The organism is Mesorhizobium sp. M7A.F.Ca.US.007.01.2.1, from assembly GCF_003998165.1.
Taxonomy (GTDB): Bacteria; Pseudomonadota; Alphaproteobacteria; order Rhizobiales; family Rhizobiaceae; genus Mesorhizobium; species Mesorhizobium ciceri.
The window spans coordinates 1-23608 of record NZ_RZQP01000033.1 but is presented as its reverse complement, the minus strand read 5'-3'; the positions used below and the strand labels follow the sequence as shown (position 1 = coordinate 23608).

Sequence of the window (23608 nt, the reverse complement as noted above, 5' to 3'; positions counted from 1 at the left end):
GATTATGGCCGTCACCGTATCTCCGGAGCGCGACACCGTCGCCACCCCCATGCAGCGCGCATTGCGTGAGGCGCTCTATGCCGCTGCCATATCGTTTGGCCTGTTCGTGCTGTTCATCGGCCTGAAGACCGGCCAGAACATTTCCAATGAACTGGTCCTGACGACACGCTGGGGCCTGCTTGCCGCCGTGGTTATCGCCACGGCTGTCGGGCGCTTCCTCTATGTCGCCTATGGACAGCCCTTCCTGGCCAACCAGAAGATCACCGACGTCGCCACCGGCCTGCTGCCGGCCAGCGTGGCGTCACGCTTCTTCCAGTTGCCGGCCTTCATCGTGGCCTTGGTCGCGGCGGTGGTGTTGTTTGCGGTCAACAGCTCTCTCGTCGGATGGGTGGGAGCGGAGCCGGCGGGCTATCTGCAGTTCCTGCGCGCCTTGTCGGTCATCTATGTGCTGGCCTGCGTGATCTATTATTTCCGCGGCTTCATTCATGCCAACTTCACCAAACTCGGCATTGCCGCGCTGATCCTCTATCCCATCCTGGTGGTGGCGATCCTGTCGCTGATGTCCTGGTCGTTCGTCGGCGGACTGCAAGGCTCGCTGAAATGGGTCGACAATTTCGGCATCCAGATCCTGATCTATGTGATGCTGGCCTGGGGCCTGAACATTGTCGTTGGCCTCGCCGGCCTGCTCGACCTCGGTTATGTCGCCTTCTACGCGGTCGGCGCCTATGCCTATGCGCTGCTCGGCACGCAGTACGGCCTGTCGTTCTGGATCCTTTTGCCGGCCGCCGGCGCCATGGCCGCCTTCTGGGGCGTGCTGCTCGGTTTCCCGGTGCTGCGCCTGCGCGGCGATTACCTGGCGATCGTCACCTTGGCTTTCGGTGAGATCATCCGCCTGGTGCTGATCAACTGGCGGGAGGTCACCAACGGTTCAGCCGGTATTTCCGGCATCCCGAAGGTCACCTTCTTCGGCCTGATGACCTTCAACGTGTCGGACCCCAATTACGTCGCCAAGGTGCTGCATCTGGCGACATCGAGCGCCTACTACAAGATCTTCCTCTATTACCTGATCCTGGCGCTGGCGCTGCTGACAGCCTTCGTCACCATCCGGCTGCGGCGCATGCCGGTCGGCCGTGCCTGGGAAGCGTTGCGCGAGGACGAGATCGCCTGCCGCTCGCTCGGCATCAACACCACCACCACGAAGCTTACGGCCTTTGCCACGGGTGCGATGTTCGGCGGCTTCGCCGGCGCATTCTTCGCCGCACGGCAGGGCTTCGTCAGCCCGGAATCCTTCGTCTTCCTGGAATCGGCCATCATCCTGGCCATCGTGGTTCTCGGTGGCATGGGCTCGCTGGTCGGCATAGCGGTCGCCGCAATGGTGATGATCGGCGGCACCGAGGCGTTGCGCGAACTCGACTTCCTCAAGCAGGTCTTCGGACCGGACTTCACACCGGAACTCTACCGCATGCTGCTGTTCGGCATGGCCATGGTCATCGTCATGCTGTGGAAGCCGCGCGGCTTCGTCGGCAGTCGTGAACCAACCGCCTTCCTGAAGGAGCGAAAGGCCGTCTCAAGCTCCTTCACCAAGGAAGGACACGGCTGATGAATGCGAACCCTGTTCAGAAAGCCGCTTCGGGCATGAACGACGCTATCCTTCAGGTCGATCATCTGTCGATGAAGTTCGGTGGCCTGGTGGCCATCGGGGATCTGTCTTTCGCCGCCAAGCGCGGCGAGATCACCGCGCTGATCGGCCCCAACGGCGCCGGCAAGACCACGGTGTTCAATTGCATCACCGGCTTCTACAAACCCTCGGAAGGCATGATCACGCTCAACCGGAACGATGGTTCGACCTTCCTGCTCGAGCGGCTGCCCAACCATGAAATCCCGGCGCGCGCCAAGGTGGCGCGCACCTTCCAGAACATCCGCCTGTTCTCCGGCATGACCCTGCTGGAGAACCTGCTGGTCGCTCAGCACAACAAACTGATGAAGGCATCGGGCTACACGGTGCTTGGCCTGTTCGGCTTCAGCGGCTATCGCAAGGCCTCGGCCGAATCGGTGGAGCTCGCCAAGCATTGGCTGGAAAAGGCCGATCTTGTCGACCGTGCCGACGACCCGGCCGGCGACCTGCCCTATGGCGCGCAGCGCCGTCTCGAGATCGCTCGCGCCATGTGCACGGGACCCGAGCTTCTGTGCCTCGACGAGCCGGCGGCCGGCCTCAATCCGAAGGAATCGGCGGCGCTCAATGAGCTGCTGATCGACATCAAGAACACATCCGGCGCCTCGATCCTGTTGATCGAGCACGACATGTCGGTGGTCATGCAGATCTCCGATCATGTCGTGGTGCTGGAGTATGGCCGCAAGATCTCCGACGGCAGTCCGCAGTCGGTGCGTACCGATCCGCGCGTCATCGCCGCCTATCTCGGCGTCGACGACGAGGAAGTCGAAGCGGTCCTTACCGAAGTCGGCGACGAAGATGTCATCGAACAGCTCGATACGGGGCCGGATGCCGCGCATGGTCCGGGAACATCGTCGTCCTATCTCGCCGGGCCGGTGACCGACACGGTCGGCCATAGTTCGGGCGAGCGGGTTACGGTGGCCAAGGGAGCGTCAAAGGCCGGTCAGGTCGACGCCAGGTCGCTCGCCGCGGCAAACAAGGCAGCCTCGCTGGCAGCCGTGCCGCCGGCGAAGGCAAAGCCTGCTCCGAAAGCGGCGTCGAAGGCGGCAACCGGCACGGCGGCGAAGTCGACCGCATCCGCCAAGCCTGCGGCGAAGACTGGAGAGATCTCCAACCGGCTGGCTGCGCCTCGCGGCGGCAAGGCCGACAATTTGACCCGCATAAAGGGCATCGGTACGGTCAACGAGAAGAAGCTCAACGACCACGGCATCTTCCACTTCGACCAGATCGGCGCCTGGAAAAAGGCCGACGTCGAGGCCGCCGAAGCCTATCTTGCTTTTGACGGACGTATCGCGCGCGAGGAATGGGTCAAACAGGCCAGGCTGCTCGGCCAGGGCAGGGACACGGAATTTTCGCGCCGCGTGGATGCGGGCAAGGTGGCGACGAGCCATGCTTCCGCAAAGACTGCAAAGGCAGCCTCCGGAAAGACCGCGAGCAAGACCGCTGCCAAGCCCGTGGCGGGCAAGCGTGGAGGGGGCAAGTGATGGCCGCGACAACGCTGCTCGATATCAAGGGCGTGCAGACCTATTACGGCAACATCCGGGCGCTGAACGGCGTCGATGTCACCGTCAAGCAGGGTGAGATCGTGGCGCTGATCGGTGCCAATGGCGCCGGCAAGTCGACGCTGATGATGACTATTTTCGGTGCGCCGCGGGCTCGCGCCGGGACTATCACCTTTGCCGGCACCGACATAACCCAGATGCCGACGCACGAGATCGCGCGCATGCGCATTGCCCAATCGCCCGAGGGCCGGCGGATCTTTCCGCGCATGACGGTGATGGAAAACCTGCAGATGGGCGCCAGCCTCGACAACCTCAAGCACTATGACGAGGACGTCGAGAAGGTGTTCACGCTGTTCCCGCGTTTGAAGGAGCGCATCACCCAGCGCGGTGGCACGCTGTCGGGCGGTGAGCAGCAGATGCTGTCGATCGGACGCGCGCTGATGGCACGGCCGAAGCTGCTTTTGCTCGACGAGCCGTCGCTGGGTCTCGCGCCGCTGATCGTCAAACAGATCTTCGACGCCATCCGCGAACTGAACCGCACCCAGGGGCTGACCGTGTTCCTGGTCGAGCAGAACGCCTTCGGCGCGCTCAAGCTCGCCACGCGCGGCTACGTCATGGTCAACGGCAATGTGACGATGAGCGGCACCGGCAAGGAACTGCTCGCCAATCCGGAAGTGCGCGCCGCCTATCTCGAGGGCGGACACCACTGAGTTCGAAGCGGAATGCGTGCACCGCTATTCCGCTCCAGATTGTTTGTTTGTCGCATGATCTTTGTCCGGAAAGTCCGCAACTTTCGGGATCATGCTAAGGAGACTTCACCATGCAGGGCATTCTTTACGAGGAACCCTCGATCTGGCAGTTCTTCTTCGTCACCTGTCTGCTCGGCGGCTGGGCGGCGTGGATGACGGGCAAGGCCAGTGCCCAGACGTGGCGCAGCTTCATCCAGCTGTTCGCCTATGTGCTGGGCCTCGGCATCGCGATCCGCTTCATCCATCACGCGCTGTTCGGCGGCACCATGTTCTCGCTGCATTATTATGTCGTCGACACCATCGTGCTGATGATCCTCGGCTTCGTCGGCTATCAATACACGCGCACCAACCAGATGGTGACACAGTATAATTGGCTCTACGAAAGAGCTTCACTCTTGAGCTGGAAACCGAAAGGTTGACGTTCATCATTAACGCCGCCTCGAAATTGAATCGGCGTGACAAGTGCCTGAAAATCGGCAAACTATGCTTTCTGCGATAAGGGTGGGCATCGCATGAAAGCTTCATCCACGCCCACTCCGTTAATGGGAGCGTTTAAATGAAAAAGTCACTTTTGTCCGCCGTCGCCCTGACCGCGCTTGTCGCGTTCGGCGGCAGCGCGTGGGCTGACGTAATGATGGGCGTCGCGGGCCCGATCACCGGTCCGAACGCCGCCTTCGGCGCGCAGCTGCAGAAGGGGGCGGAAGCAGCTGTCGCCGACATCAATGCCAAGGGCGGCATCAACGGCGAGCAGATCAAGCTCGAAGTCGGCGACGACGTCTCCGATCCGAAGCAGGGTATCTCGGTCGCCAACAAGTTCGTCGGCGACGGCGTCAAGTTCGTGGTCGGCCACTTCAACTCCGGCGTCTCTATCCCGGCATCTGAAGTCTATGCGGAAAACGGCATCGTCGAAGTGACGCCGGCCGCGACCAACCCGCAATTCACCGAGCGCGGTCTGTGGAACGTGTTCCGCACCTGCGGACGCGACGACCAGCAGGGCAGCATTGCCGGCGCGTATCTCGCCGCCAACTTCAAGGACGCCAAGATCGCTGTCGTTCACGACAAGACCACCTACGGTCAGGGCCTTGCCGACGAAACCAAGAAGGCGATGAACGCCAAGGGCGTGACGGAAGTCATGTATGAAGGCATCAATGTCGGCGACAAGGACTTCTCGGCGCTGATCGCCAAGATGAAGGAAGCCGGCGTTTCCATCATCTATTGGGGCGGCCTGCACACCGAAGCCGGCCTGATCATCCGTCAGGCGGCCGACCAGGGCCTCAAGGCGACGCTGGTTTCCGGCGATGGCATCGTGTCGAACGAACTGGCTTCGATCGCTGGCGACGCAGTTGCGGGCACGCTCAACACGTTCGGCCCGGATCCGCGCCTGATCCCCGCCAACAAGGAACTCGTCGAGAAGTTCCGCGCGCAGGGTTTCGAGCCGGAAGCCTACACGCTCTACTCCTACGCCGCCGTGCAGGCGATCGCGGAAGCAGCGACCGCTGCCAAGTCGAACGACCCGCAGGCAGTTGCCAAGGCGCTGCATGAAAACGGCCCCTTCAAGACCGTTCTCGGCGACCTGTCCTATGACGCCAAGGGCGACCCGACGCTGCCCGGCTACGTCATGTACGAATGGAAGAAGGGCGACGACGGCAAGTACACCTACGTCCAGAAGATGTAAGCTCGTCAGTCTCCTGACCATTTACGGATGCCCGGCGCCTCGCGCCGGGCATTTTCTTTTGCCATCGTCATGTTCAGGGGCGGCCGGTGGAGCCGATGCTTATCCGGGCAATGATCGTGCATTAACCGGAAAGCCGGCTCTTTTTTGGCTGTTCGGAGGAATGGGAAGGGTCCTTGGCGCAATGATTCCATTTCAATCGGTTTAAATGCGCGTCAATTTCGTTTGCACTGCAGCATTTTCACGCTAATCATTGCGCCGATTTCTCTTCCTTCCGTCGCTGGAGCCCAGTCCTTGGCCATCACGAAGATCCTCGTCGCCAACCGGTCCGAAATCGCCATTCGCGTCTTCCGCGCGGCCAACGAACTCGGGCTCAAAACCGTGGCGATCTGGGCGGAGGAAGACAAATACTCCCTGCATCGCTTCAAGGCCGACGAGAGCTACCAGGTCGGACGCGGGCCGCATCTGACCAGGGACATGGGGCCGATCGAAAGCTATCTGTCGATCGAGGAGGTGATCCGCGTCGCCAGGCTGTCGGGTGCCGATGCTATCCATCCCGGCTACGGATTGTTGTCGGAAAGCCCCGAATTCGCCGACGCCTGTGCCGAAACCGGCATTACCTTCATCGGGCCGAGGCCGGACACAATGCGGCGGCTCGGCAACAAGGTCGCGGCGCGCAATCTCGCCATCGAGGTCGGCGTGCCGGTGATCCCCGCCACCGATCCGTTGCCGGATGACATGGAGACGGTCAAGACACTGGCCAAGGAAATCGGCTATCCGGTGATGCTGAAGGCATCATGGGGCGGCGGCGGCCGCGGCATGCGGGCCATCCGCGCCGAAGCCGACCTTGCCCGCGAAGTCACCGAAGGCAAGCGCGAGGCGAAAGCCGCCTTCGGCAAGGACGAGGTCTATCTCGAAAAGCTGATCGAACGCGCCCGTCATGTCGAGGTGCAGGTGCTGGGCGATACCCATGGCAATGCCGTGCACCTGTTCGAGCGCGACTGTTCGATCCAGCGCCGCAACCAGAAGGTCGTCGAGCGGGCGCCGGCGCCCTATCTCGAAATGTCGCAGCGCGAGGAGCTTTGCGGCCATGCGCTCAAGATCGCCCGCGAGACCAGCTATATCGGCGCCGGCACGGTCGAGTTCCTGCAGGATGCCGACACCGGCAAATTCTATTTCATCGAGGTCAACCCGCGCATCCAGGTCGAGCACACCGTCACCGAGCAGGTGACCGGCATCGATATCGTCAAGGCGCAGATCCATATCCTCGACGGCTTTGCCATCGGCACACCGGAATCAGGCGTGCCGGCGCAGAAGGACATAAGGCTGAACGGCCACGCGCTGCAGTGCCGTATCACCACGGAAGATCCCGAGCACAATTTCATCCCCGATTACGGCCGCATCACCGCCTATCGCGGCGCGACGGGCTTCGGCATCCGCCTCGACGGCGGCACCGCTTATTCGGGCGCGGTCATCACCCGCTTCTACGATCCGCTGCTGGAGAAGGTGACGGCGTGGGCGCCGACGCCGGCCGAGACGATCGCCCGCATGAATCGGGCGCTGCGCGAGTTCCGCATCCGCGGCGTCGCCACCAATTTGACCTTCCTCGAAGCGATCATCAACCATCCGAGCTTCGCCGACAATTCCTACACGACCAAGTTCATCGACACGACGCCGGAACTGTTCCAGCAGGTCAAGCGCCAGGACCGCGCCACCAAGCTCATCAACTATCTCGCCGACGTCAGCGTCAACGGCCATCCCGAGACGCGCGGCCGGCCGCAGCCGAAGGCCGACGCCGCGGCACCCGTGGTGCCTTACCTCAACGGCAATGTGCCCGGCGGCAGCAAGCAGAAGCTGGATGTGCTGGGCCCGCAGAAGTTCGCCGCCTGGATGCGCGATCAGAAGGAGGTTCTGGTCACCGACACGACGATGCGCGATGGCCATCAATCGCTGCTGGCGACGCGCATGCGCACGCATGACATTGCCGGCATCGCCGGTGCCTATGCGCGTGCCTTGCCGCAGCTTCTATCGCTGGAATGCTGGGGTGGCGCCACCTTCGACGTCGCGATGCGCTTCCTCACCGAGGATCCGTGGGAGCGGCTGTCGCTGGTGCGCGAGGCGGCGCCCAATCTGCTGTTGCAGATGCTGCTGCGCGGTGCCAATGGCGTCGGCTACACCAACTATCCCGACAATGTCGTGCAGCATTTCGTCAAGCAGGCAGCAAGCGGTGGCATCGACCTGTTCCGGGTCTTCGATTGCCTGAACTGGGTCGACAACATGCGCGTCGCCATGGATGCGGTCGGAGCCGAGGGCAAGCTGATCGAAGCGGCGATCTGCTACACCGGCGATATCCTCGATCCGGCTCGGGCGAAATACGACCTCAAATACTATGTCGGCCTAGCCGGGGAATTGCAGGCGGCCGGCGCCCACATCATCGCCGTCAAGGACATGGCCGGCCTGCTGAAGCCTTCCGCAGCACGCGTGCTGTTCAAGGCGCTGCGCGAGGCGACCGACCTGCCGATCCATTTCCACACCCACGACACGTCGGGCCTGTCGGCGGCGACGGTGCTGGCGGCGGTGGAAAGCGGCGTCGACGCCATAGACGCGGCGATGGATGCCTTCTCCGGCAACACCTCGCAGCCATGCCTTGGCTCACTCGTCGAGGCGCTGAAGGGCACCGAACGCGACCCCGGTCTCGACCCGCAATGGATCAGGAAGATCTCGTTCTACTGGGAAGCGGTGCGCAACCAGTACGCCGCCTTCGAAAGCGACCTCAAGGGGCCGGCCTCGGAAGTCTATCTGCACGAGATGCCGGGCGGCCAGTTCACCAATCTGAAGGAACAGGCTCGCTCGCTCGGATTGGAGACGCGCTGGCACGAGGTGGCGCAGACCTATCACGACGTCAATCTGATGTTCGGCGACATCGTCAAGGTGACGCCGTCGTCCAAGGTCGTCGGCGACATGGCATTGATGATGGTCAGCCAGGACCTGACCGTTGCCGATGTCGAAAACCCGGATAGGGATATCGCCTTCCCGGATTCGGTCGTCTCGATGCTGCGCGGCGACCTCGGCCAGTCGCCAGGCGGGTGGCCGGTGGCGCTGCAGAGGAAGGCGCTCAAAGGCGACAAGCCGATCACGGTGCGGCCCGGCTCGCTGCTCAAGCCAGCCGACCTCAAGGCCAACCGCAAGGAAATCGAGGAGAAGCTCGAGCGCAAGCTGTCGGAATTCGAATTCGCCTCGTGGCTGATGTATCCGAAGGTGTTCACGGATTTCGCCGGCGCGCAGGAAACCTATGGGCCGGTCAGCGTGCTGCCGACGCCGACGTATTTCTACGGCATGAAGCCGGAAGACGAGATCTTCGTCGACATCGAGAAGGGCAAGACGCTGGTGGTGCGGTGCCTGGCCATCGGCGATGTCGACGAGAAGGGCATGGTCACCGTGTTCTTCGAGCTCAACGGCCAGCCGCGCCGTGTCAAGGTGCCCGACCGGGCGCATGGCGCGTCCGCCGCCAAGGCCCGCCGCAAGGCCGAACCCGGCAACGAGGCGCATGTCGGCGCACCGATGCCGGGCGTCGTTTCTGCGCTTTCGGTGGCTGCCGGCCAGGCTGTGAAGGCCGGTGACGTGCTGCTTTCCATCGAAGCGATGAAGATGGAGACGGCGCTGCATGCCGAGCGCGACGGCACGGTCGCCGAGGTGCTGGTCAAGGCAGGCGACCAGATCGATGCCAAGGATCTGCTGATCGCTTTCAGCTAATTGATACCTTCCTGGGGGATCGCTGTCCGCATCGTGGCGGCAGCGTCAGTTCGATCATCGATAACAGCTTGACCCGCCGCCGGCGGTCGGGCATCGAGCCCGCTCAATTCGCCGCTGCATGCATCCCGAGTCGCGGCGCAGAAACGATGTGGAGAAAAATATGGCCGACGATATCACCGATACCAGCCAGACTGTTGCCGCCGGCCAGCTGCGTGCCTTCATCGAGCGCATAGAGCGGCTCGAGGAAGAGAAGAAGACCATTTCCGACGACATCAAGGAAGTGTTCGCCGAGGCCAAGGGCACAGGCTTCGACACCAAGGCGATGCGCACGATCATCCGGCTGCGCAAGAAGGACCAGGCCGAGCGTCAGGAAGAGGAAACCATCCTCGATCTGTACAAGGCCGCACTCGGCATGGTGTAGAGACCGTCTGGAAATTCTACTCCGGCGGCCATCTGGTGGCGTTTTCTGCGCTTCCCTAGTTCTACTGCAATGCAGTAGAACTGAGCTCACGTACTTTAAGTACGCTCCGCTCCGGTTCTCGAAACCACCACCATATGACTCGCCGGAGCGAATTTCGAAACAGTCTCCGGCCGAGCACGATGCCGGAGCGAGCATCGAGCCATGAGCGAATTCGACTTCGGCGCCCGCCGCGCCTCTGAATTCCGCCAGCGCGGCTTCTGGACGCTGTTCGCCGAGCGGCATCCGGAAGAAAGGGCTCTGATGGCGAGGCGCGGACCCTGGTTCTGGCAGCGCGGGCTGCCCGATTTCGCCTTGGTCCTTTCCATGTATGTCGCGCCGGCGCAGAGCCAGGTCGGCGTCTTCTTCGGCCGCAACGAGAAGTTCGGCGCCACGCAAGCGTGGTCGCGGTTGAAACCGTTCCAGCCTGATATCGAAGCCAGGCTGAAGCTCAGGCCGGAACAGAGTTGCGAGGATCTCGGCATCAATTCGATGTGGCGGGTGAACTGCTATGCCGAGGACAACTGGCCAGCCATGGCCGACTGGCTGGTGACCGAATGTTCGCGCTTCGAGCGCGCGGTAACCGAAGTCCTGAGGCAGGGATAGACATCCGGTGTTGCCAGAGGGTATCGGCTCCTTTTCCGCTCACGCTGGCAAGGCCAGGTGCCGCTCGACCGGCTGTTCTGGCGCGACCTTGTTCTTGTCGGCACGGCGCTCAACGTCGCATCTCTGGTGGCCGCGATCGTCCTGCTCGGACTGAAGCTGCCGCTCGCGCTGGTTCTGGCGGTGCATTTCGCACCGGTGCCCTACAACCTCTTTCTGACCTTTTCCGTATGGCGAACCACGCAAAAGGCCAGTGGCGCCAAGGCCTCGCTGATGACGCTCGGCGCCACATTATGGCTAATCCTGACGGTCGTGGTCTGAGAGCGGACACGGGCGCCCACCGCGTTCGCCGGGTTCGGCCGGGGGGCAATGAAAAGGGCGGCCGCAGCCGCCCTTTTCATTCATTCAATCGAATTTCGGTTCAGGTCGCCGGCTCGAATTTCAGTGCCACGCCGTTGATGCAATAGCGCAGGCCGGTCGGCGGCGGGCCGTCCTCGAAAACATGGCCGAGATGGCTGCCGCAGCGGGCGCAATGGCATTCGGTGCGAACCATGCCGTAGCTGCGGTCGACGGTGTTTTCGACCGAACCCTGCACCGGGTCGTTGAAGCTCGGCCAGCCGGTGCCGCTCTCGAACTTCAGCTTGGATTCAAACAAAGGCTGGTCGCAGCCGACGCAGGAAAAGGTGCCGGCGCGCTTCTCGTAGAGCAAAGCGCAACTTCCCGGCCGCTCGGTGCCGTGGCCGCGCATGACGGCATACTGCTCCGGCGTCAGCCGGGCGCGCCATTCGGCGTCGGTGCGGGTTACAGGGTAGGTGTGGGTGTCCATGTGATCTCCTCAGCCTTGCCGGCTCGCTACTACAGCGCCGCGCGCCCATCGGACGCGCAAAGGACGCTGTAGTACTTTGGTTTTGCGCATAATCCTTTCCGAACCGGAGGTTCGGGATCATGCGCGGATTGCAACCTCATATTCGCACCAAGATAGGCATTTGTTGCGCGATTTGCCCGCATTTTCGATCGTGATCTTTATGCGATCGCCCTGAGATAGCGATCGACCGAAGCAGCCAACGCCGCTTTTGCGCCCCCGATGACATTCTGGTTCCACCATGCACCATAGATATGGTCGAACGCGAATGGCTCCAGTGCCGCCGCGATGCGGCGCACGGCCGCTGCATTGAGCGGAATGTAGTTCGGATAGCTGTACATGAAGCTGACATGGCGGCGCGTCGGCGTCACCTGCAAGATATCGCCGGCCAGCAAGACGTCGCCGACATCGTGTTTCCAGTGCAGCACCTGACCGCCGGCAAAGTGGCCGCCGCAGCGGATGAGCGTCAGCGAAGGGTTTATGGCCAGCGTCTCGCCTTCCCAACTGACGATCGCCTTGTGCGGTCGCATGATCCATTGGCGGTCGTCGGCATGGAGATAAATCGGCACGCCGCCAAACGCCTCGCTCCAACTGGCCATCACCGAATAATAGTGGCAGTGCGAGATGGCGATCGCCGCCAGGCCACCGCGGCGGTTGATCTCGGCCACCGCCTCGTCGCTGACCATCGAAACGCAGTCCCACAGCACGTTGCCGTGTGGCGTCTGCGCCAGCAGCGCCCGTTGGCCGATGGCGAAGCGCGGCTCGATGCCGAAGGCGAGAACGCCGGCATCGTCCTTCATCACAAGCCGGTGTCCTTCGGCAAGTTCCTCCGGCGTGATCCACGCTTGGCCCTCCCAGCGCACATATTGGCGCTCGTCCTCGCAGATCGGGCAATGTTCTGGCGGCGTCTCTGTCGCCGCGAACTGGACGCCGCATTGCAGGCAGAGGAAGCAGGTCATCGGATCTCCTGTCGGTCTTTCAGTGCTTTCTTGAAAGCTGCTTGGTCGCGCCCTCAAGCCCGGCCAGTGTCAGCGGGAACATGCGGCCGCCGAAGATGTCGCGGATCATCGCAATCGAATGGGTGTAGCCCCAGTTCTTGGGGTCTTCGGGGTTCAGCCATACCGCGTTCGGCCATTGCTGCAGCAGACGGCCGAGCCAGACGCTGCCCGCCTCCGGATTCCAGTGCTCGACCGAACCGCCGGGGTGAGCGATCTCGTAAGGGCTCATCGAGGCGTCGCCGACGACGATCACCTTGTAGTCCGGCCCATATTTGTGGAGCAGGTCGAAGGTCGGAATCACCTCGGCATGCCTGCGGCGATTGTCCTTCCACACGCCCTCATAGAGGCAGTTGTGGAAATAGAAATATTCGAGCTGGCGGAATTCGGCGCGGGCGGCCGAGAACAGCTCCTCGACGCTTTTGATGTGGTCGTCCATCGAACCGCCGACATCGAAGAACATCAACAGCTTCACCGCGTTGCGCCGCTCTGGCCGCGTCTGCACGTCGAGATAGCCGTGTTCGGCCGTGGCATGGATGGTTCCGGGCAGGTCGAACTCCTCCTCGGCGCCCTCATGCACCCAGCGACGCAGGCGTTTCAGCGCGATCTTGATGTTGCGGGTGCCGAGTTCGACGGCATCGTCAAAATTCCTGAACTCGCGTTTGTCCCAGACCTTCACCGCGCGGCGGCTGCGGCTTTCATGCTGGCCGATGCGCACGCCTTCGGGATTGTAGCCATAGGCGCCGAAAGGCGAGGTGCCGCCGGTGCCGATCCATTTCGAGCCGCCCTGGTGACGGCCTTTTTGTTCCTGCAGCCGCTGTTTCAATGTCTCCATCAGTTTCTCGAAACCGCCGAGCGCTTCGACCAGTTTTTTCTCCTCGTCGGTCAGGTGCTTTTCGGCGAGGCGGCGCAACCATTCCTCGGGGATGTTGGCGATATCGACTGCATCCGGCCCGCCCAGTGCTTCGATGCCCTTGAAGACATGCGCGAACACCTGGTCGAAGCAGTCGATATGGCGCTCGTCCTTCACCAGGGCGGCGCGGGCGAGGTAATAAAAACCTTCGACGTCGTAGTCGACCAGCCCAGCTTCCAGACCCTCCAGCAGCGACAGATATTCCCTGAGCGAGACGGGAACGCGTGCAGCCTTCAGTTCAAGGAAGAAGGGGATGAACATGGCCGGTTACAGCAAATCATACTCGATGAAGCCCGTGCGGCGGGCGACGTGGTCGTAAAGCTTGCGCGCGGTGGCGTTGGTCTCGTGCGTCATCCAGTAGACATTCTTGACGCCGATCTTTGCCGCCTCTTCCTTCACTGCGTTGATAAGGGCGGCGCCGATCCCCTTGCCGCGCACATTCGGGTCGGCGAACAAATCCTGCAGATAGCAGTTGTTTTTCTCCGACCAGCCGGAGCGGTGGTACAGGTAGTGCGTGAGACCGACCGCCTTGCCGTCCAGTGTGGCGATGAAGCCTTTTGGCTCGAATTCGCCCGGAGTGAACAGCCGCTTCCAGGTGACGGCGTAGACCTCTTCCGGCAGCTTCGTCTCATAGAAGGTGAGATAGTCGGTCCACAGGCGCCGCCAATCGGCGTGGTCGGACTGCGCGAGCGGGCGGACGATTATCTCGGACATTTCGTTCCCTCTGAAGTCTGGAACCCGATCCATACCAATAGAATCGGGATCAGGAACACCCTTGCCTATTCGGCAGGCGAATTATATTCGCGAAAAGCGGTCGCGAGCATGTGCAGCGCCTCCCGCGCCCGCGGCGGCAGAGCGTGCGACTGCAAAACGATCTCGGACGGGGGAATTGGTGGCAGGCCGAGTTTGCGGCCCACCTCGATCAAGCCCGGGGGCACAACCCGGTAAGCGAGGGCGGAAAGGGCAAAGCCCGCCGATACCGCGATGTTGACGGCAGCGCCGCCGCCGCCGACGAAAGCCTCATTCCAGGCGATGCCTGCCCGGTCCAGCGCCTCGACCGCTCTCATACGGTCCGGGCAATTGCATCTGGTGCTTAAAAGAGCCAGGCGCAGGGGCGTGCCTGGTCGCCATTCGAAGCCAGGTGCCGCGAACCAGCCATAGTGGGTGCGCGACAAAGCTTCACCGCGTCGACTGTCATCTTCCTGGTGCACAATCACCGCATCGAGTTCGCCGCGATCGAAAGCTTCTTCCAGCATGGAGCTGGTATCGATCCGTATGTTGAGCGCGAGCGACGGATCGTGGGCATGAAGCTGGGCGATCAGCGTGGAAAGCTCAGGCCCCGCGACATGATCGACGAAGCCGAGCGCAAGCCGACATGGCGCCGCGGAAAATTCCGCGACGGCGCGTTCATGGGCGGCAAGGAATTCGCGGGCCACGGGCAGGAAGACAGCCCCCCTTTCCGACAGTGCCACGCGGCGCGGGGTTCGTTCGATCAAACGTGCGCCGAGCTTTTCCTCGAGCCGCCGCAACTTGACGCTGATCGTCGCCTGGGTGCTGCCAAGTGCTGCAGCCGCCCGGGTGAAGCTCTGCAGGTCGGCCACCATGACGAAAGTGCGCACGGCATCGACATCGAGACTGGCCATCTCCGGCATTCCATTTTGTTATCTCTGAAATAGAAATGCATAGTCTTTTTTCATGGTCAAGCCTCGTCTATGTCATCTCGACCGCAGTTTGAAGAGCCAGCCCGGTTCCAGAATGCTTCGACAGAAAGTGATCGACATGACGTTTCAAATCGACCGAAACACCGTTGCGCTTGCCGGGGCCTGCCTTGCCTCGCTGCTGTTCGGCCTCGAAATCTCCAGCGTCCCGGTGATCCTTCCGAGACTGGAAAGCGTGCTCGCCGCCGACTTCAAGGATCTGCAATGGATCATGAACGCCTACACCATTGCCTGCACCACGGTGCTGATGGCGACAGGAACGCTGGCCGACCGCTTCGGCCGCAAACGGGTGATGGTGATCGCCACCATCGCCTTCGGCCTGGCCTCACTGCTGTGCGGCCTCGCGCCGAGCGCTTCGCTCCTCATCATTGCACGCTTCCTGCAAGGCCTGGCGGGAGGGGCGATGTTCACTTGCAGCGTGGCCGTCTTGTCCCACCAGTTTCAGGACGGCAGCGAACGCGGCAAGGCTTTTGTGGCCTGGAGCGTCGTCTCGGGGATCGGGCTTGGCTTTGGTCCCGCCATCGGTGGATTGATCGTCGCGTTCTCGAGCTGGCAGTGGGTGTTCCTCATCCATGTGCCGCTTGCCATCCTTGCGCTGGTCTTCATCGGTGCCGGTGTCACCGAATCACGCGACCGCAATGCCCAGAAGCTTGACCGTGCCGGTATCCTGACGCTCTCGTTCGCGGTGTTCGGCTTCTCCTATCTGATCACGCAAGGGGCCGATCTCGGCTCTGGCGCCCGCATCGGCGTGGCAAGTGCTGCCGTGCTGGCCTTCGCCGCGTTCCTCGTTGCCGAGAAGATCAGCCCCTACCCGATGTTCGATTTCTCGGTGTTCCGGATCCGTCAATTTTCGGGAGCGATCATGGGCGGCATCGGCATGAATTTCAGCTATTGGCCGTTCATCATCTATCTGCCGATCTATTTTTCGGGTGTGCTCGGCTACGACAGCACCACGACCGGCCTGCTGCTGCTCGTCTACACGCTTCCCTTGATGCTGATGTCCTCGACCGCCGAGCGCCTGCGCGCCCGCTATCAGGCGCGGGTGGCGATCCCGCTCGGGTTGCTGACATTGGGGGTCGGCTTTATCGCCATGAGGATAGGTTCGAGCCTTGAGGGAGCCAGCTGGCTGACCATGCTGCCCGGTACGCTGATCGCCGGTATCGGTATCGGCCTCACCAACTCACCGACCACCAACACCACGACGGGTTCGGTGTCGCCGGATCGCGCCGGCATGGCTTCGGGCATCGATATCAGCGCGCGGCTGATCACGCTCGCCATCAACATCGCGGTGCTGGGCCTGCTGTTGACGCAGGGAATTGCTTCCTATCTCAAAACCGCATTGGGCACTGCCCTTGACCCGGACGAATTGCGCGCGTTGGCGGAAAAGATCGCCACCGGAAATCTCGATGGCCTCTCGCAATATTCGCCCAGGCTGGCGACCCTCGATCCGTCCGGCGCGCTTGCGCATGCCGCCTTGGTCAACGGTTTTGGCTGGGTCATGCTCTATAGCGGGATCGGCGTTCTTGCCCTTGCCGTCATCAGCTTCGTCGTCTTCGGCCCCAGAAACGTCGCGCCGCAAGAGGCAAGGGACCGTCATCGTGCTCAGGGCGCAAGCGAAGCTCGATCGTAGCCAGTGCCCGGCGCCTCATCCTTGCCTGCGCGCCATGAAAGCCAGCCGCTCGAACAAATGCACGTCCTGTTCGTTCTTCAGCAATGCGCCATGCAGCTTGGGCAACGCGTTCTTCGGGTCGGCGCGCAAATCCTCGGGCGCGATGTCGTCGGCGACCAGCAGCCTTATCCAGTCGAGCGCCTCGGAGGTCGACGGTTTTTTCTTCAGCCCCGGCACTTCGCGGATCTCGTAGAACTGGGTGAGGGCTGCCCGAACCAGGTTCTGCTTGATGCCGGGATAGTGGACGTCGACGATTCTGTGCAGCGTGTCGACGTCGGGAAAGCGGATGTAATGGAAGAAGCAGCGGCGCAGGAACGCGTCCGGCAACTCCTTCTCGTTGTTGGAAGTGATGAGGACGATCGGCCTGACGGCGGCGCGGATGGTTTCGCCGGTCTCGTAGACGAAGAACTCCATCCGATCGAGTTCCTGCAGGAGATCGTTTGGGAATTCGATGTCGGCCTTGTCGATCTCGTCGATCAAGAGCACGACCTTCCTGCCGGCGGCGAAAGCCTCCCAGAGTTTGCCGCGCTTGATGTAGTTCCTGATGTCGTTAAAGCGCTCGTCGCCCAACTGGCTGTCGCGCAGCCGCGAGACGGCATCATATTCGTACAGGCCCTGCTGCGCCCGCGTCGTCGACTTGACGTGCCATTCGATGAGGTCGAGGCCGAGTGCAGCCGCCACCTGGCGGGCCAGTTCCGTCTTGCCGGTGCCGGGCTCGCCCTTGATCAGCAAGGGCCGCTCCAGCGCGATCGCTGCATTGACGGCCACCATCAGATCCTTGTCGGCGACATAGGCCGCCGTGCCTTCGAAACGCATTCTTGCTCCTCGGTTGGTCATCGCGACCGTAAGGACGAGGCCGTGCCTGTGCAAGGGTGAGGTGTTGGCGGCGCGAGGGCCTGAACCCAACACGGAAAGAGTGCCCGTCTCACTGGCGCTTAGCCGGCCGGCAGCCTATATTGGGCGGGACGGTCTGTGCTTCCCGGCAGGAGAACATTTTCCCCGGGGCCTTAACGATCCTTAGGGAGCTGTCCCTGGGAAGACCCGTGGGTTTTCTCACACGGCGCCCACCTACTTTGTAGGTTCCCGGGATCGCTCTCTCCACCGGTTGTGTGGATCGTCACTTACTGCCACGCGTCCCGCATTTCGGTGGATGATTGCGGTGGAAAACGTCGCTCCCAACACTCCATCCAGATCTGACTTTTTCTACCCTGACTGCATGACCTCTCTCAAAGACCTGAAAAAGCAGCTTCGCCGCGAGGCCCTCGGACGCCGCGATGCGCTCGACGAATTCTGGCGGGTGGAGGTCGCGCTTGAAATGGCAGAGACGGCACGCGATCACCTCCACATTGAGCCGGGCCAGATCGTTTCCGGCTTCTGGCCGATGCGCTCGGAAGTCGACGTCAGGCCGCTGATGTTTGCCTTGCGCGAAAGGGGCGCGCGGCTTTGCCTGCCGGCCATTCTCGACAAAACCACGATCGTCTTTCGCGAACTGGTGCGCGGCGCGCCGATGGTCGAGATGGGTTTCGGCACGGTCGGCCCGCATGAAGAAGCAGAAGTGCTCGACCCCTCGGTGATGCTGGTGCCGCTCGCCGCCTTCGATGCGCGCGGCCATCGCATCGGCTATGGTGCCGGCTATTACGACCGCGCCATCGCCAAGCTGATCGACAAGGGACAGCCGCCGCGGCTGGTCGGCATCGCCTTCGACTGCCAGGAGGTGGCAATGGTGCCGGATGAGGAACATGACGTCGTCATTCCGGAAATACTGACCGAGAGCGGGTTGCGCCGCTTCGCGTCAAAATTGTAGATAAAAGGACGCATGATCTTTCACAGACGTCATGCAGCTTTTGCTTCGCTGACCTTCGGTGCGGGATCATATGAGACTTCTCTTCCTCGGTGACATGGTTGGAAAGACAGGACGGACGGCGGTGTGGGAACAACTGCCCGGCTTGATCTCCGACTTCAAACTCGATTTCGTCATCGTCAACGGTGAGAACGCCGCCGGCGGCTTCGGCATCACCGAAGATATCTTTCGCGAGACGATCGCGGCCGGTGCGGATGTCGTCACAACCGGCAACCATGTCTGGGACCAGCGCGACGCACTCGCCTTCGCGCCGCGCGAAGAGCGCTTCCTGCGCCCCTCGAACTTTCCCAAGGGCACGCCCGGGCGCGGCTCCGGCGTCTACATCGCCAGGAGCGGCGCGCGCGTGCTGGTCGCCAACATCATGGGCCGGGTGTTCATGCATCCCGAACTCGACGATCCCTTCCAGGCCGGCGAACGCGAGCTTGCCGCCTGTCCGCTCGGCGAGCAGGCGGATGCCGTGATCATCGACTTCCACGCCGAGGCGACCTCGGAAAAGATGTGCTTCGCGCATTTCGTCGACGGCCGCGCCAGCCTCGTCGTCGGCACCCACACCCACCAGCCGACCGGCGATCACCAGATCCTCAATGGCGGTACCGGTTATATGTCCGACGCCGGCATGTGCGGCGACTATGATTCCTCGCTCGGCATGGACAAGGAGGAGCCGCTCAACCGGTTCCTGTCGAAAGTGCCGAAAGGCCGCTTCGAAGCGGCGACCGGACCGGCGACCTTGTGCGGCGTCGGCGTCGATATTTCCGACCGCACCGGGCTGACCGAGCGGATCGCGCCGTTTCGTCGCGGCCCGCGGCTGGAGGAAACCGCACCGTCCTTCTGGTCATGACATTGATATAGGCACGCTTAGTACCTAACTGCCGGCGACACTGCTCTAGATCGTTAAAAGAGGGGACGACCTCCATGCAGCTCATCGAATTCCTGGCGCCGCATTTTCAATTTGTGTCCGATCCAACCGCCTGGGTCGCGCTGCTGACGCTGATTGTGCTCGAGGTCGTGCTCGGCATCGACAATCTGATCTTCATCTCGATCCTAACCAACAAGCTGCCGGAAGCACAACGGGCCCGTGCCCGCCGGCTCGGCATCTCGGCGGCGCTGATCATGCGGCTGGTGCTGCTGGCCACCATTTCGATCATCGTCCAGCTGACCACGCCGGTATTCACGGCCTTCGGCCATGGTTTTTCCTGGCGCGACCTGATCCTGATCGCCGGCGGCCTGTTCCTGGTCTGGAAGGCGACCAAGGAGATCCATCACACGGTCGATCCCGACGACCACAAGGATACGATGATGGGCGAGACGCTGCAGATCAGCCTCGCCGGCGCGATCTTCCAGATCCTGCTGCTCGACCTGGTCTTCTCGATCGATTCGATCATCACCGCCGTCGGCATGACCGACGAGATCGCTATCATGTACATCGCCGTGATCGTGGCGGTCAGCGTGATGATGCTGGCGGCCGGGCCGCTGGCCAACTTCATCGCCAAGAACCCGAGCATTGTCATGCTGGCGCTGGGCTTCCTTTTGATGATCGGCATGACACTGATCGCCGACGGCATGGGCTACCATGTGCCCAAGGGCTACATCTATGCGGCGATGGGCTTTTCGGCATTGGTCGAGGGGCTCAACATGCTGGCGCGGCGGCGCAAGAAGCCGGGCGGCGGGCATTGAGGCATGAGCAGCAGGGACCTTAGCCAGGATCAGCGCGATCAGTTGGCCAAGCTGGCTGAATTGCCTGACAGCGAGATCGATATCTTGGAAATTCCGGAAGCTCCGGCCGAGAATTGGGCTCAAGCTCGTCGTGAGCAGGAAAAGCGGCGATCCCAAGCCCGCCGGTTCAGTTAGCCGGCACGCCCTTCGGGTGACGGTCGCCGATCAGGCCGAGCGTCAGGCCTTGTTCCAGCCACGCCTTGGCACCGGCCAGTACCAGCGTGAAGCCGCCGGTTGAGCCGACGGCCTCTTTCACCTGCCCGTCGCCATCGCCGGCGAAGCCAAAATTGCGAACCTCGAGAAAAGTTGTCTCGCCAGGCATTTCGGTGAAAGTCCAGACCACGGTGGTCGGTGGATCGCTCCACTGCATGACGATCTTTTCGTTCGGAACGATCTCGCAGACGTCGACCGTCGTCGAGACGCCGTACATGCGCCATTCCCAGTGGATCTGCTCGCCGCTGTCCAGCCGGCCGCTGCCATGGGTAAACCAGAATTTTGTGGTGATGGCCGGGTCGACGAAGGCCTCGAACACTTCGGCGACAGGCCGCCGGATCAGCATGCCGGCTTCGGCGGTCGGTTTTTCGTGGATGTCCATGGAATGCTCCTAATGGTCAGATATTGGTCTCGTTGGCGGGTTCGCCTTTCATCTCGCTGCGGTAGTAGCCGTCGCGCAAATTGATGCCGTACTCGAGATAGGCCTTCATGCAGGCCAGCATCTGCGACCAGCCCTCGCAATTGAGGTAGGACTTCTTCAGGCCGACCGCGCCTTCCTGCCAGCCGCTCTCGGCGATGGTGACGAAGGTGCCGCCATCGTCCAGCGGTTCGAAGTTCATCTCGATGCGGGTTTTGTAGGCCGGCTTGCCGTCCTCATCGGTGGCATCCCAGCGCAGCACGATGCGGCGGTCCTTGACCACTTCGTCGACCTCGACCGGCACCTTGCCCCACCAGACGACGCCGGCGCCGGCTTCCAGCGGGGCGCTGGCGCCGCCGATCGTGGTGAAATAGCCGCTCAGTTTCTTCGGATTGACGACTGCGTCGAAGACGTCGGCGACCGGCTTGCCGATGCGTCCGGAAACACTGAATCCAAGTGACATATCCACAGCTCCTTCCCTTGATCGGTCCAAAGATATGTTATATAAACATAACATGTCAAGCCGATCGCAAGACGACAATGTTTTCAAGGCGCTGGCGCATCCGCGGCGGCGCGAAATGCTGGATCAGCTGAAGGACGCGCCGAAGACGACCGGCATGTTGTGCGAGGCCTTTCCCGATATCGATCGCTGCACGGTCATGCTGCATCTGAAGGTGCTGGAGGAGGCCGACCTGATCGTTGCGCGGCGCGACGGCCGCGAGCGCTGGAACCATCTCAACGCGCTGCCGATCAAGCAGATCCACGACCGCTGGATCAGCCAGTATGCCGGCCATGCGCTCAGCATCATCGACCGGCTGAAATCCGATCTGGAGGCGTGAATGCTTGCTGCAGCCCATGGCGCGCGTCCCGTGCGCGGTGCGGCTGGACGAATTGAGCCGATTTATCTATAAGCCGGCCATTCCGACAGAGAACGCCGTGCTTCCAAGAGGTGCACCTGGGACGCTCTGAAATTTTGAATTCGGGCATTGCGGAAGACGAGGTCAGATCACTTCGCTTCGCGATGCTCTAGCCGAGAAGACGACAGGGGTGCCATGGCTGGCCATTCACAGTTCAAGAACATCATGCACCGCAAGGGCCGCCAGGATGCGGTGCGGTCGAAAATGTTTTCCAAGCTGGCGCGCGAAATCACCGTCGCCGCCAAGAGCGGGACGCCCGATCCATCGATGAACCCGCGCTTGCGGCTGGCGATCCAGAACGCCAAGGCGGTGTCGATGCCGAAGGACAACATCCAGCGCGCCGTCAACAAGGCCTCGATGGGCGATGCCGAGAATTACGAAGCCGTGCGCTATGAGGGCTATGGCCCGGGCGGCGTCGCTGTCATTGTCGAGGCGCTGACCGACAACCGCAACCGCTCGGCGTCCAATGTGCGTGCTGCCTTCACCAAGGCCGGCGGCGCGATGGGCGAAACGGGCTCGGTTTCCTTCATGTGGGACCGCGTCGGCGAGATCTATTATCCGGCATCGGCCGGCAGCGCCGACAAGGTCATGGAAGCGGCAATCGAAGCCGGCGCCGACGACGTGGAAACCGACGAGGAAGGCCACACCATTTATTGCGCCTTCGAGAATCTCGGTGAGGTGTCGAAGGCTCTGGAAACCTCGCTCGGCGAGGCAGAATCGGTGAAGCTGATCTGGCGGCCGCAGAACAACGTTCCGGTCGACGAGGAGCGGGCACAGTCGCTGATGAAACTGGTCGCCACGCTCGAGGACGACGACGACGTGCAGAGCGTCTACGCCAACTTCGAAGTCGACGACGAGACCATGGCCAAGCTCAGCGCGGCATGAGCGGAGCTCAGCCCGGCATGAGCGAGCAGATCCTCCCCGCCATCCGCATCACCTATTGCACGCAGTGCCAGTGGCTGCTGCGCGCCGGCTGGATGGCGCAGGAGCTGCTGTCGACCTTCGGCACGGACCTTGGCGAGGTGACGCTGGTGCCGGGCACCGGCGGCATCTTCACCATTTGCTGCAATGACGTGCTTGTCTGGGATCGCAAGCGCGACGGCGGTTTTCCGGACGCGGCCAAGCTGAAGCAACTGGTCCGCGATGTCATTGATCCGGACCGCGACCTCGGTCATTCCGATCGGAAGACAAAGGCGTAGAGGCCGCCGGCGCTGCCGTCACTTGCGTCGCCACGCTCCGAAGGCGGCGCCAATCGCAATTCCCATGGCGACGCCCATCGGAAGGTCATCCAGAGCGGTGCCGACCGCGGCACCGACACCAACTCCGATTGCCATGCCGTAGGCCATATTCGAATATTGATCCTTCATCGGCGGCTCCATCCATCCTTTTCAACGCGCGGCGAACCAGAAGGATGCCAGCGCGGCTATGCCGCTGATGGTGCGGACATGGTTCCACATCACCCATTCGTCGAGGTAGCGCGTCCACAGGCTTGCGCCATTGCTGCTGGCCGGATCGACGGCGGCGAGCGCATCGTTGAGCGGGACGTTGAAGATCATCGTCACCACCACGATGCCGATGAGATAGAGCAGGCTGCCGGCAACCAGCCAGAGCGAGCCTGGCTGGTTCCAGCCGATCACCGCACCGATGGCGACAACGATGCAGACGAGAGCCGTGCCGAACAGCGCTGTCATGAACAGCGGCGTCACCGCTGTGACGTTGATGGAATTCATCGCGGCAATGCCGCTTGCGGCTGGCATGCGGGCGAGGCCCGGCATGACGAAGCTGGAGAAAGCAAAGAAGACGCCGCCGACGACGCCTGAGCCAAGTGCGGCAATGAAGATGAGAGTGGGAAGAAGTTTCGCGATCATGTCAGTTGCTCCAGATGCCCATTGTGCTTTCCTTCGCATAAACGTGATTAATC

Annotated in this window: 27 protein-coding genes and 1 other RNA gene; 18 read left to right on the top strand and 10 right to left on the bottom strand. The window is 62.1% G+C overall.

The window, feature by feature from the left end; genetic code table 11:
* Positions 1–4: 4 nt before the first annotated feature.
* The 9 genes from livM (at position 5) to EN949_RS09020 (ending at position 10729) form a co-directional block, all read left to right on the top strand.
* Positions 5–1600: a high-affinity branched-chain amino acid ABC transporter permease LivM gene (gene livM, locus EN949_RS09060; protein WP_013529093.1), complete on the top strand. Its 1596-nt coding sequence runs from the start codon at positions 5–7 to the stop codon at positions 1598–1600.
* Positions 1600–3156, top strand: coding sequence for an ATP-binding cassette domain-containing protein (locus EN949_RS09055; RefSeq protein ID WP_127365928.1), 1557 nt, complete (start codon positions 1600–1602; stop codon positions 3154–3156). Before livM ends, EN949_RS09055 begins: the two co-directional genes overlap by 1 nt.
* Positions 3156–3884, top strand: a complete 729-nt coding sequence (locus tag EN949_RS09050; protein WP_013529095.1) for an ABC transporter ATP-binding protein — start codon at positions 3156–3158, stop codon at positions 3882–3884. The genes EN949_RS09055 and EN949_RS09050 overlap by 1 nt, the downstream gene beginning before the upstream one ends.
* Positions 3885–3994: 110 nt before the next feature.
* Positions 3995–4342, top strand: coding sequence for a DUF6867 family protein (locus tag EN949_RS09045; RefSeq protein WP_013529096.1), 348 nt, complete (start codon positions 3995–3997; stop codon positions 4340–4342).
* A gap of 137 nt (positions 4343–4479) precedes the next feature.
* On the top strand, positions 4480–5598 hold the full coding sequence (locus tag EN949_RS09040; RefSeq protein WP_013529097.1) for a branched-chain amino acid ABC transporter substrate-binding protein: 1119 nt from the start codon (positions 4480–4482) through the stop codon (positions 5596–5598).
* Between the two features lie 291 nt (positions 5599–5889).
* Complete coding sequence (gene pyc, locus EN949_RS09035) at positions 5890–9348, top strand: pyruvate carboxylase (protein WP_127365929.1); 3459 nt, start codon at positions 5890–5892, stop codon at positions 9346–9348.
* A gap of 160 nt (positions 9349–9508) precedes the next feature.
* Positions 9509–9769: a DUF2312 domain-containing protein gene (locus EN949_RS09030; protein ID WP_013529099.1), complete on the top strand. Its 261-nt coding sequence runs from the start codon at positions 9509–9511 to the stop codon at positions 9767–9769.
* A 201-nt stretch (positions 9770–9970) separates the two neighbouring features.
* The gene (locus EN949_RS09025) at positions 9971–10411 is read left to right on the top strand and encodes a hypothetical protein (protein WP_013529100.1); all 441 of its coding nucleotides are present in this window, start codon (positions 9971–9973) and stop codon (positions 10409–10411) included.
* Positions 10412–10468: 57 nt separating this feature from the next.
* Entirely contained in the window at positions 10469–10729 is a 261-nt protein-coding gene (locus tag EN949_RS09020; RefSeq protein ID WP_127365930.1) for a hypothetical protein, read from the top strand.
* 100 nt (positions 10730–10829) lie between these two features.
* On the opposite strand, the gene msrB is transcribed toward EN949_RS09020, so the two are convergent.
* From msrB to EN949_RS08995, 5 genes are all read right to left on the bottom strand, one after another.
* Positions 10830–11234 (bottom strand): peptide-methionine (R)-S-oxide reductase MsrB, encoded by a 405-nt coding sequence (gene msrB / locus EN949_RS09015; protein WP_127370841.1) that lies wholly within the window; start codon positions 11232–11234, stop codon positions 10830–10832.
* 197 nt (positions 11235–11431) lie between these two features.
* Positions 11432–12229 carry an MBL fold metallo-hydrolase gene (locus EN949_RS09010; RefSeq protein WP_127366066.1) on the bottom strand — a complete coding sequence of 266 codons (798 nt, stop codon included), beginning with the start codon at positions 12227–12229 and terminating at the stop codon, positions 11432–11434.
* Positions 12230–12248: 19 nt separating this feature from the next.
* Complete coding sequence (locus EN949_RS09005; protein WP_127366065.1) at positions 12249–13439, bottom strand: VWA domain-containing protein; 1191 nt, start codon at positions 13437–13439, stop codon at positions 12249–12251.
* Positions 13440–13445: 6 nt separating this feature from the next.
* Positions 13446–13892 carry a GNAT family N-acetyltransferase gene (locus tag EN949_RS09000; RefSeq protein ID WP_127366064.1) on the bottom strand — a complete coding sequence of 149 codons (447 nt, stop codon included), beginning with the start codon at positions 13890–13892 and terminating at the stop codon, positions 13446–13448.
* Positions 13893–13957: 65 nt separating this feature from the next.
* A complete protein-coding gene (locus tag EN949_RS08995) occupies positions 13958–14830 on the bottom strand; it encodes a LysR family transcriptional regulator (RefSeq protein WP_245472375.1) in 873 nt (290 codons plus the stop codon).
* Between the two features lie 127 nt (positions 14831–14957).
* Here EN949_RS08995 and EN949_RS08990 point away from each other — a divergent pair, with 127 nt between their 5' ends.
* Positions 14958–16526 (top strand): MFS transporter, encoded by a 1569-nt coding sequence (locus EN949_RS08990; protein WP_245459094.1) that lies wholly within the window; start codon positions 14958–14960, stop codon positions 16524–16526.
* Positions 16527–16541: 15 nt separating this feature from the next.
* Here EN949_RS08990 and EN949_RS08985 read toward each other — a convergent pair whose 3' ends face one another.
* A complete protein-coding gene (locus EN949_RS08985) occupies positions 16542–17381 on the bottom strand; it encodes a MoxR family ATPase (RefSeq protein ID WP_127366062.1) in 840 nt (279 codons plus the stop codon).
* A 148-nt stretch (positions 17382–17529) separates the two neighbouring features.
* On the opposite strand from EN949_RS08985, the gene ssrS reads away from it, so the two are divergent.
* The 5 genes from ssrS (at position 17530) to EN949_RS35815 (ending at position 20274) form a co-directional block, all read left to right on the top strand.
* A non-coding RNA gene (gene ssrS, locus EN949_RS08980) (6S RNA) lies at positions 17530–17685 on the top strand.
* Between the two features lie 96 nt (positions 17686–17781).
* A complete protein-coding gene (locus tag EN949_RS08975) occupies positions 17782–18369 on the top strand; it encodes a 5-formyltetrahydrofolate cyclo-ligase (protein ID WP_024502903.1) in 588 nt (195 codons plus the stop codon).
* Positions 18370–18439: 70 nt separating this feature from the next.
* Positions 18440–19264, top strand: coding sequence for a YmdB family metallophosphoesterase (locus EN949_RS08970; RefSeq protein ID WP_024502904.1), 825 nt, complete (start codon positions 18440–18442; stop codon positions 19262–19264).
* Between the two features lie 74 nt (positions 19265–19338).
* Positions 19339–20100, top strand: coding sequence for a TerC family protein (locus EN949_RS08965; RefSeq protein WP_013529109.1), 762 nt, complete (start codon positions 19339–19341; stop codon positions 20098–20100).
* A gap of 3 nt (positions 20101–20103) precedes the next feature.
* The gene (locus EN949_RS35815) at positions 20104–20274 is read left to right on the top strand and encodes a hypothetical protein (RefSeq protein WP_155924945.1); all 171 of its coding nucleotides are present in this window, start codon (positions 20104–20106) and stop codon (positions 20272–20274) included.
* On the opposite strand, the gene EN949_RS08960 is transcribed toward EN949_RS35815, so the two are convergent.
* Positions 20267–20734: an SRPBCC family protein gene (locus tag EN949_RS08960; RefSeq protein WP_024502905.1), complete on the bottom strand. Its 468-nt coding sequence runs from the start codon at positions 20732–20734 to the stop codon at positions 20267–20269. The two genes, EN949_RS35815 and EN949_RS08960, sit on opposite strands and share 8 nt — an antisense overlap.
* Before the next feature lie 16 nt (positions 20735–20750).
* The gene (locus tag EN949_RS08955) at positions 20751–21233 is read right to left on the bottom strand and encodes an SRPBCC domain-containing protein (protein ID WP_127366061.1); all 483 of its coding nucleotides are present in this window, start codon (positions 21231–21233) and stop codon (positions 20751–20753) included.
* Between the two features lie 52 nt (positions 21234–21285).
* Here EN949_RS08955 and EN949_RS08950 point away from each other — a divergent pair, with 52 nt between their 5' ends.
* The 3 genes from EN949_RS08950 (at position 21286) to EN949_RS08940 (ending at position 22886) form a co-directional block, all read left to right on the top strand.
* A complete protein-coding gene (locus EN949_RS08950; RefSeq protein ID WP_024502907.1) occupies positions 21286–21609 on the top strand; it encodes a helix-turn-helix domain-containing protein in 324 nt (107 codons plus the stop codon).
* 213 nt (positions 21610–21822) lie between these two features.
* Positions 21823–22572 carry a YebC/PmpR family DNA-binding transcriptional regulator gene (locus EN949_RS08945; protein ID WP_013529113.1) on the top strand — a complete coding sequence of 250 codons (750 nt, stop codon included), beginning with the start codon at positions 21823–21825 and terminating at the stop codon, positions 22570–22572.
* A gap of 17 nt (positions 22573–22589) precedes the next feature.
* Positions 22590–22886: a SelT/SelW/SelH family protein gene (locus tag EN949_RS08940; protein WP_127366060.1), complete on the top strand. Its 297-nt coding sequence runs from the start codon at positions 22590–22592 to the stop codon at positions 22884–22886.
* Positions 22887–22904: 18 nt separating this feature from the next.
* On the opposite strand, the gene EN949_RS08935 is transcribed toward EN949_RS08940, so the two are convergent.
* Positions 22905–23054, bottom strand: a complete 150-nt coding sequence (locus tag EN949_RS08935; RefSeq protein ID WP_127371543.1) for a hypothetical protein — start codon at positions 23052–23054, stop codon at positions 22905–22907.
* Between the two features lie 21 nt (positions 23055–23075).
* Positions 23076–23555 carry an anthrone oxygenase family protein gene (locus tag EN949_RS08930; protein WP_127367450.1) on the bottom strand — a complete coding sequence of 160 codons (480 nt, stop codon included), beginning with the start codon at positions 23553–23555 and terminating at the stop codon, positions 23076–23078.
* Between the last annotated feature and the right edge of the window lie 53 nt (positions 23556–23608).

What these genes read in the sequence shown, in the direction of transcription:
- EN949_RS08950 (WP_024502907.1), top strand. Translation starts at nt 21,286, where the DNA reads ATGTCAAGCCGATCGCAAGACGACAATGTTTTCAAGGCGCTGGCGCAT.
- EN949_RS09055 (WP_127365928.1), top strand. Translation starts at nt 1,600, where the DNA reads ATGAATGCGAACCCTGTTCAGAAAGCCGCTTCGGGCATGAACGACGCT.
- EN949_RS09040 (WP_013529097.1), top strand. Translation starts at nt 4,480, where the DNA reads ATGAAAAAGTCACTTTTGTCCGCCGTCGCCCTGACCGCGCTTGTCGCG.
- EN949_RS09000 (WP_127366064.1), bottom strand. Translation starts at nt 13,892, where the DNA reads ATGTCCGAGATAATCGTCCGCCCGCTCGCGCAGTCCGACCACGCCGAT.
- EN949_RS09030 (WP_013529099.1), top strand. Translation starts at nt 9,509, where the DNA reads ATGGCCGACGATATCACCGATACCAGCCAGACTGTTGCCGCCGGCCAG.
- EN949_RS08940 (WP_127366060.1), top strand. Translation starts at nt 22,590, where the DNA reads ATGAGCGAGCAGATCCTCCCCGCCATCCGCATCACCTATTGCACGCAG.
- EN949_RS08985 (WP_127366062.1), bottom strand. Translation starts at nt 17,381, where the DNA reads ATGCGTTTCGAAGGCACGGCGGCCTATGTCGCCGACAAGGATCTGATG.
- EN949_RS08960 (WP_024502905.1), bottom strand. Translation starts at nt 20,734, where the DNA reads ATGGACATCCACGAAAAACCGACCGCCGAAGCCGGCATGCTGATCCGG.
- EN949_RS35815 (WP_155924945.1), top strand. Translation starts at nt 20,104, where the DNA reads ATGAGCAGCAGGGACCTTAGCCAGGATCAGCGCGATCAGTTGGCCAAG.
- EN949_RS09005 (WP_127366065.1), bottom strand. Translation starts at nt 13,439, where the DNA reads ATGTTCATCCCCTTCTTCCTTGAACTGAAGGCTGCACGCGTTCCCGTC.
- msrB (WP_127370841.1), bottom strand. Translation starts at nt 11,234, where the DNA reads ATGGACACCCACACCTACCCTGTAACCCGCACCGACGCCGAATGGCGC.
- EN949_RS09010 (WP_127366066.1), bottom strand. Translation starts at nt 12,229, where the DNA reads ATGACCTGCTTCCTCTGCCTGCAATGCGGCGTCCAGTTCGCGGCGACA.
- EN949_RS08945 (WP_013529113.1), top strand. Translation starts at nt 21,823, where the DNA reads ATGGCTGGCCATTCACAGTTCAAGAACATCATGCACCGCAAGGGCCGC.
- EN949_RS08965 (WP_013529109.1), top strand. Translation starts at nt 19,339, where the DNA reads ATGCAGCTCATCGAATTCCTGGCGCCGCATTTTCAATTTGTGTCCGAT.
- EN949_RS09025 (WP_013529100.1), top strand. Translation starts at nt 9,971, where the DNA reads ATGAGCGAATTCGACTTCGGCGCCCGCCGCGCCTCTGAATTCCGCCAG.
- EN949_RS08970 (WP_024502904.1), top strand. Translation starts at nt 18,440, where the DNA reads ATGAGACTTCTCTTCCTCGGTGACATGGTTGGAAAGACAGGACGGACG.
- EN949_RS09045 (WP_013529096.1), top strand. Translation starts at nt 3,995, where the DNA reads ATGCAGGGCATTCTTTACGAGGAACCCTCGATCTGGCAGTTCTTCTTC.
- EN949_RS08935 (WP_127371543.1), bottom strand. Translation starts at nt 23,054, where the DNA reads ATGAAGGATCAATATTCGAATATGGCCTACGGCATGGCAATCGGAGTT.
- EN949_RS08995 (WP_245472375.1), bottom strand. Translation starts at nt 14,830, where the DNA reads ATGCCGGAGATGGCCAGTCTCGATGTCGATGCCGTGCGCACTTTCGTC.
- EN949_RS08930 (WP_127367450.1), bottom strand. Translation starts at nt 23,555, where the DNA reads ATGATCGCGAAACTTCTTCCCACTCTCATCTTCATTGCCGCACTTGGC.
- livM (WP_013529093.1), top strand. Translation starts at nt 5, where the DNA reads ATGGCCGTCACCGTATCTCCGGAGCGCGACACCGTCGCCACCCCCATG.
- EN949_RS08975 (WP_024502903.1), top strand. Translation starts at nt 17,782, where the DNA reads ATGACCTCTCTCAAAGACCTGAAAAAGCAGCTTCGCCGCGAGGCCCTC.
- EN949_RS09050 (WP_013529095.1), top strand. Translation starts at nt 3,156, where the DNA reads ATGGCCGCGACAACGCTGCTCGATATCAAGGGCGTGCAGACCTATTAC.
- EN949_RS08990 (WP_245459094.1), top strand. Translation starts at nt 14,958, where the DNA reads ATGACGTTTCAAATCGACCGAAACACCGTTGCGCTTGCCGGGGCCTGC.
- EN949_RS08955 (WP_127366061.1), bottom strand. Translation starts at nt 21,233, where the DNA reads ATGTCACTTGGATTCAGTGTTTCCGGACGCATCGGCAAGCCGGTCGCC.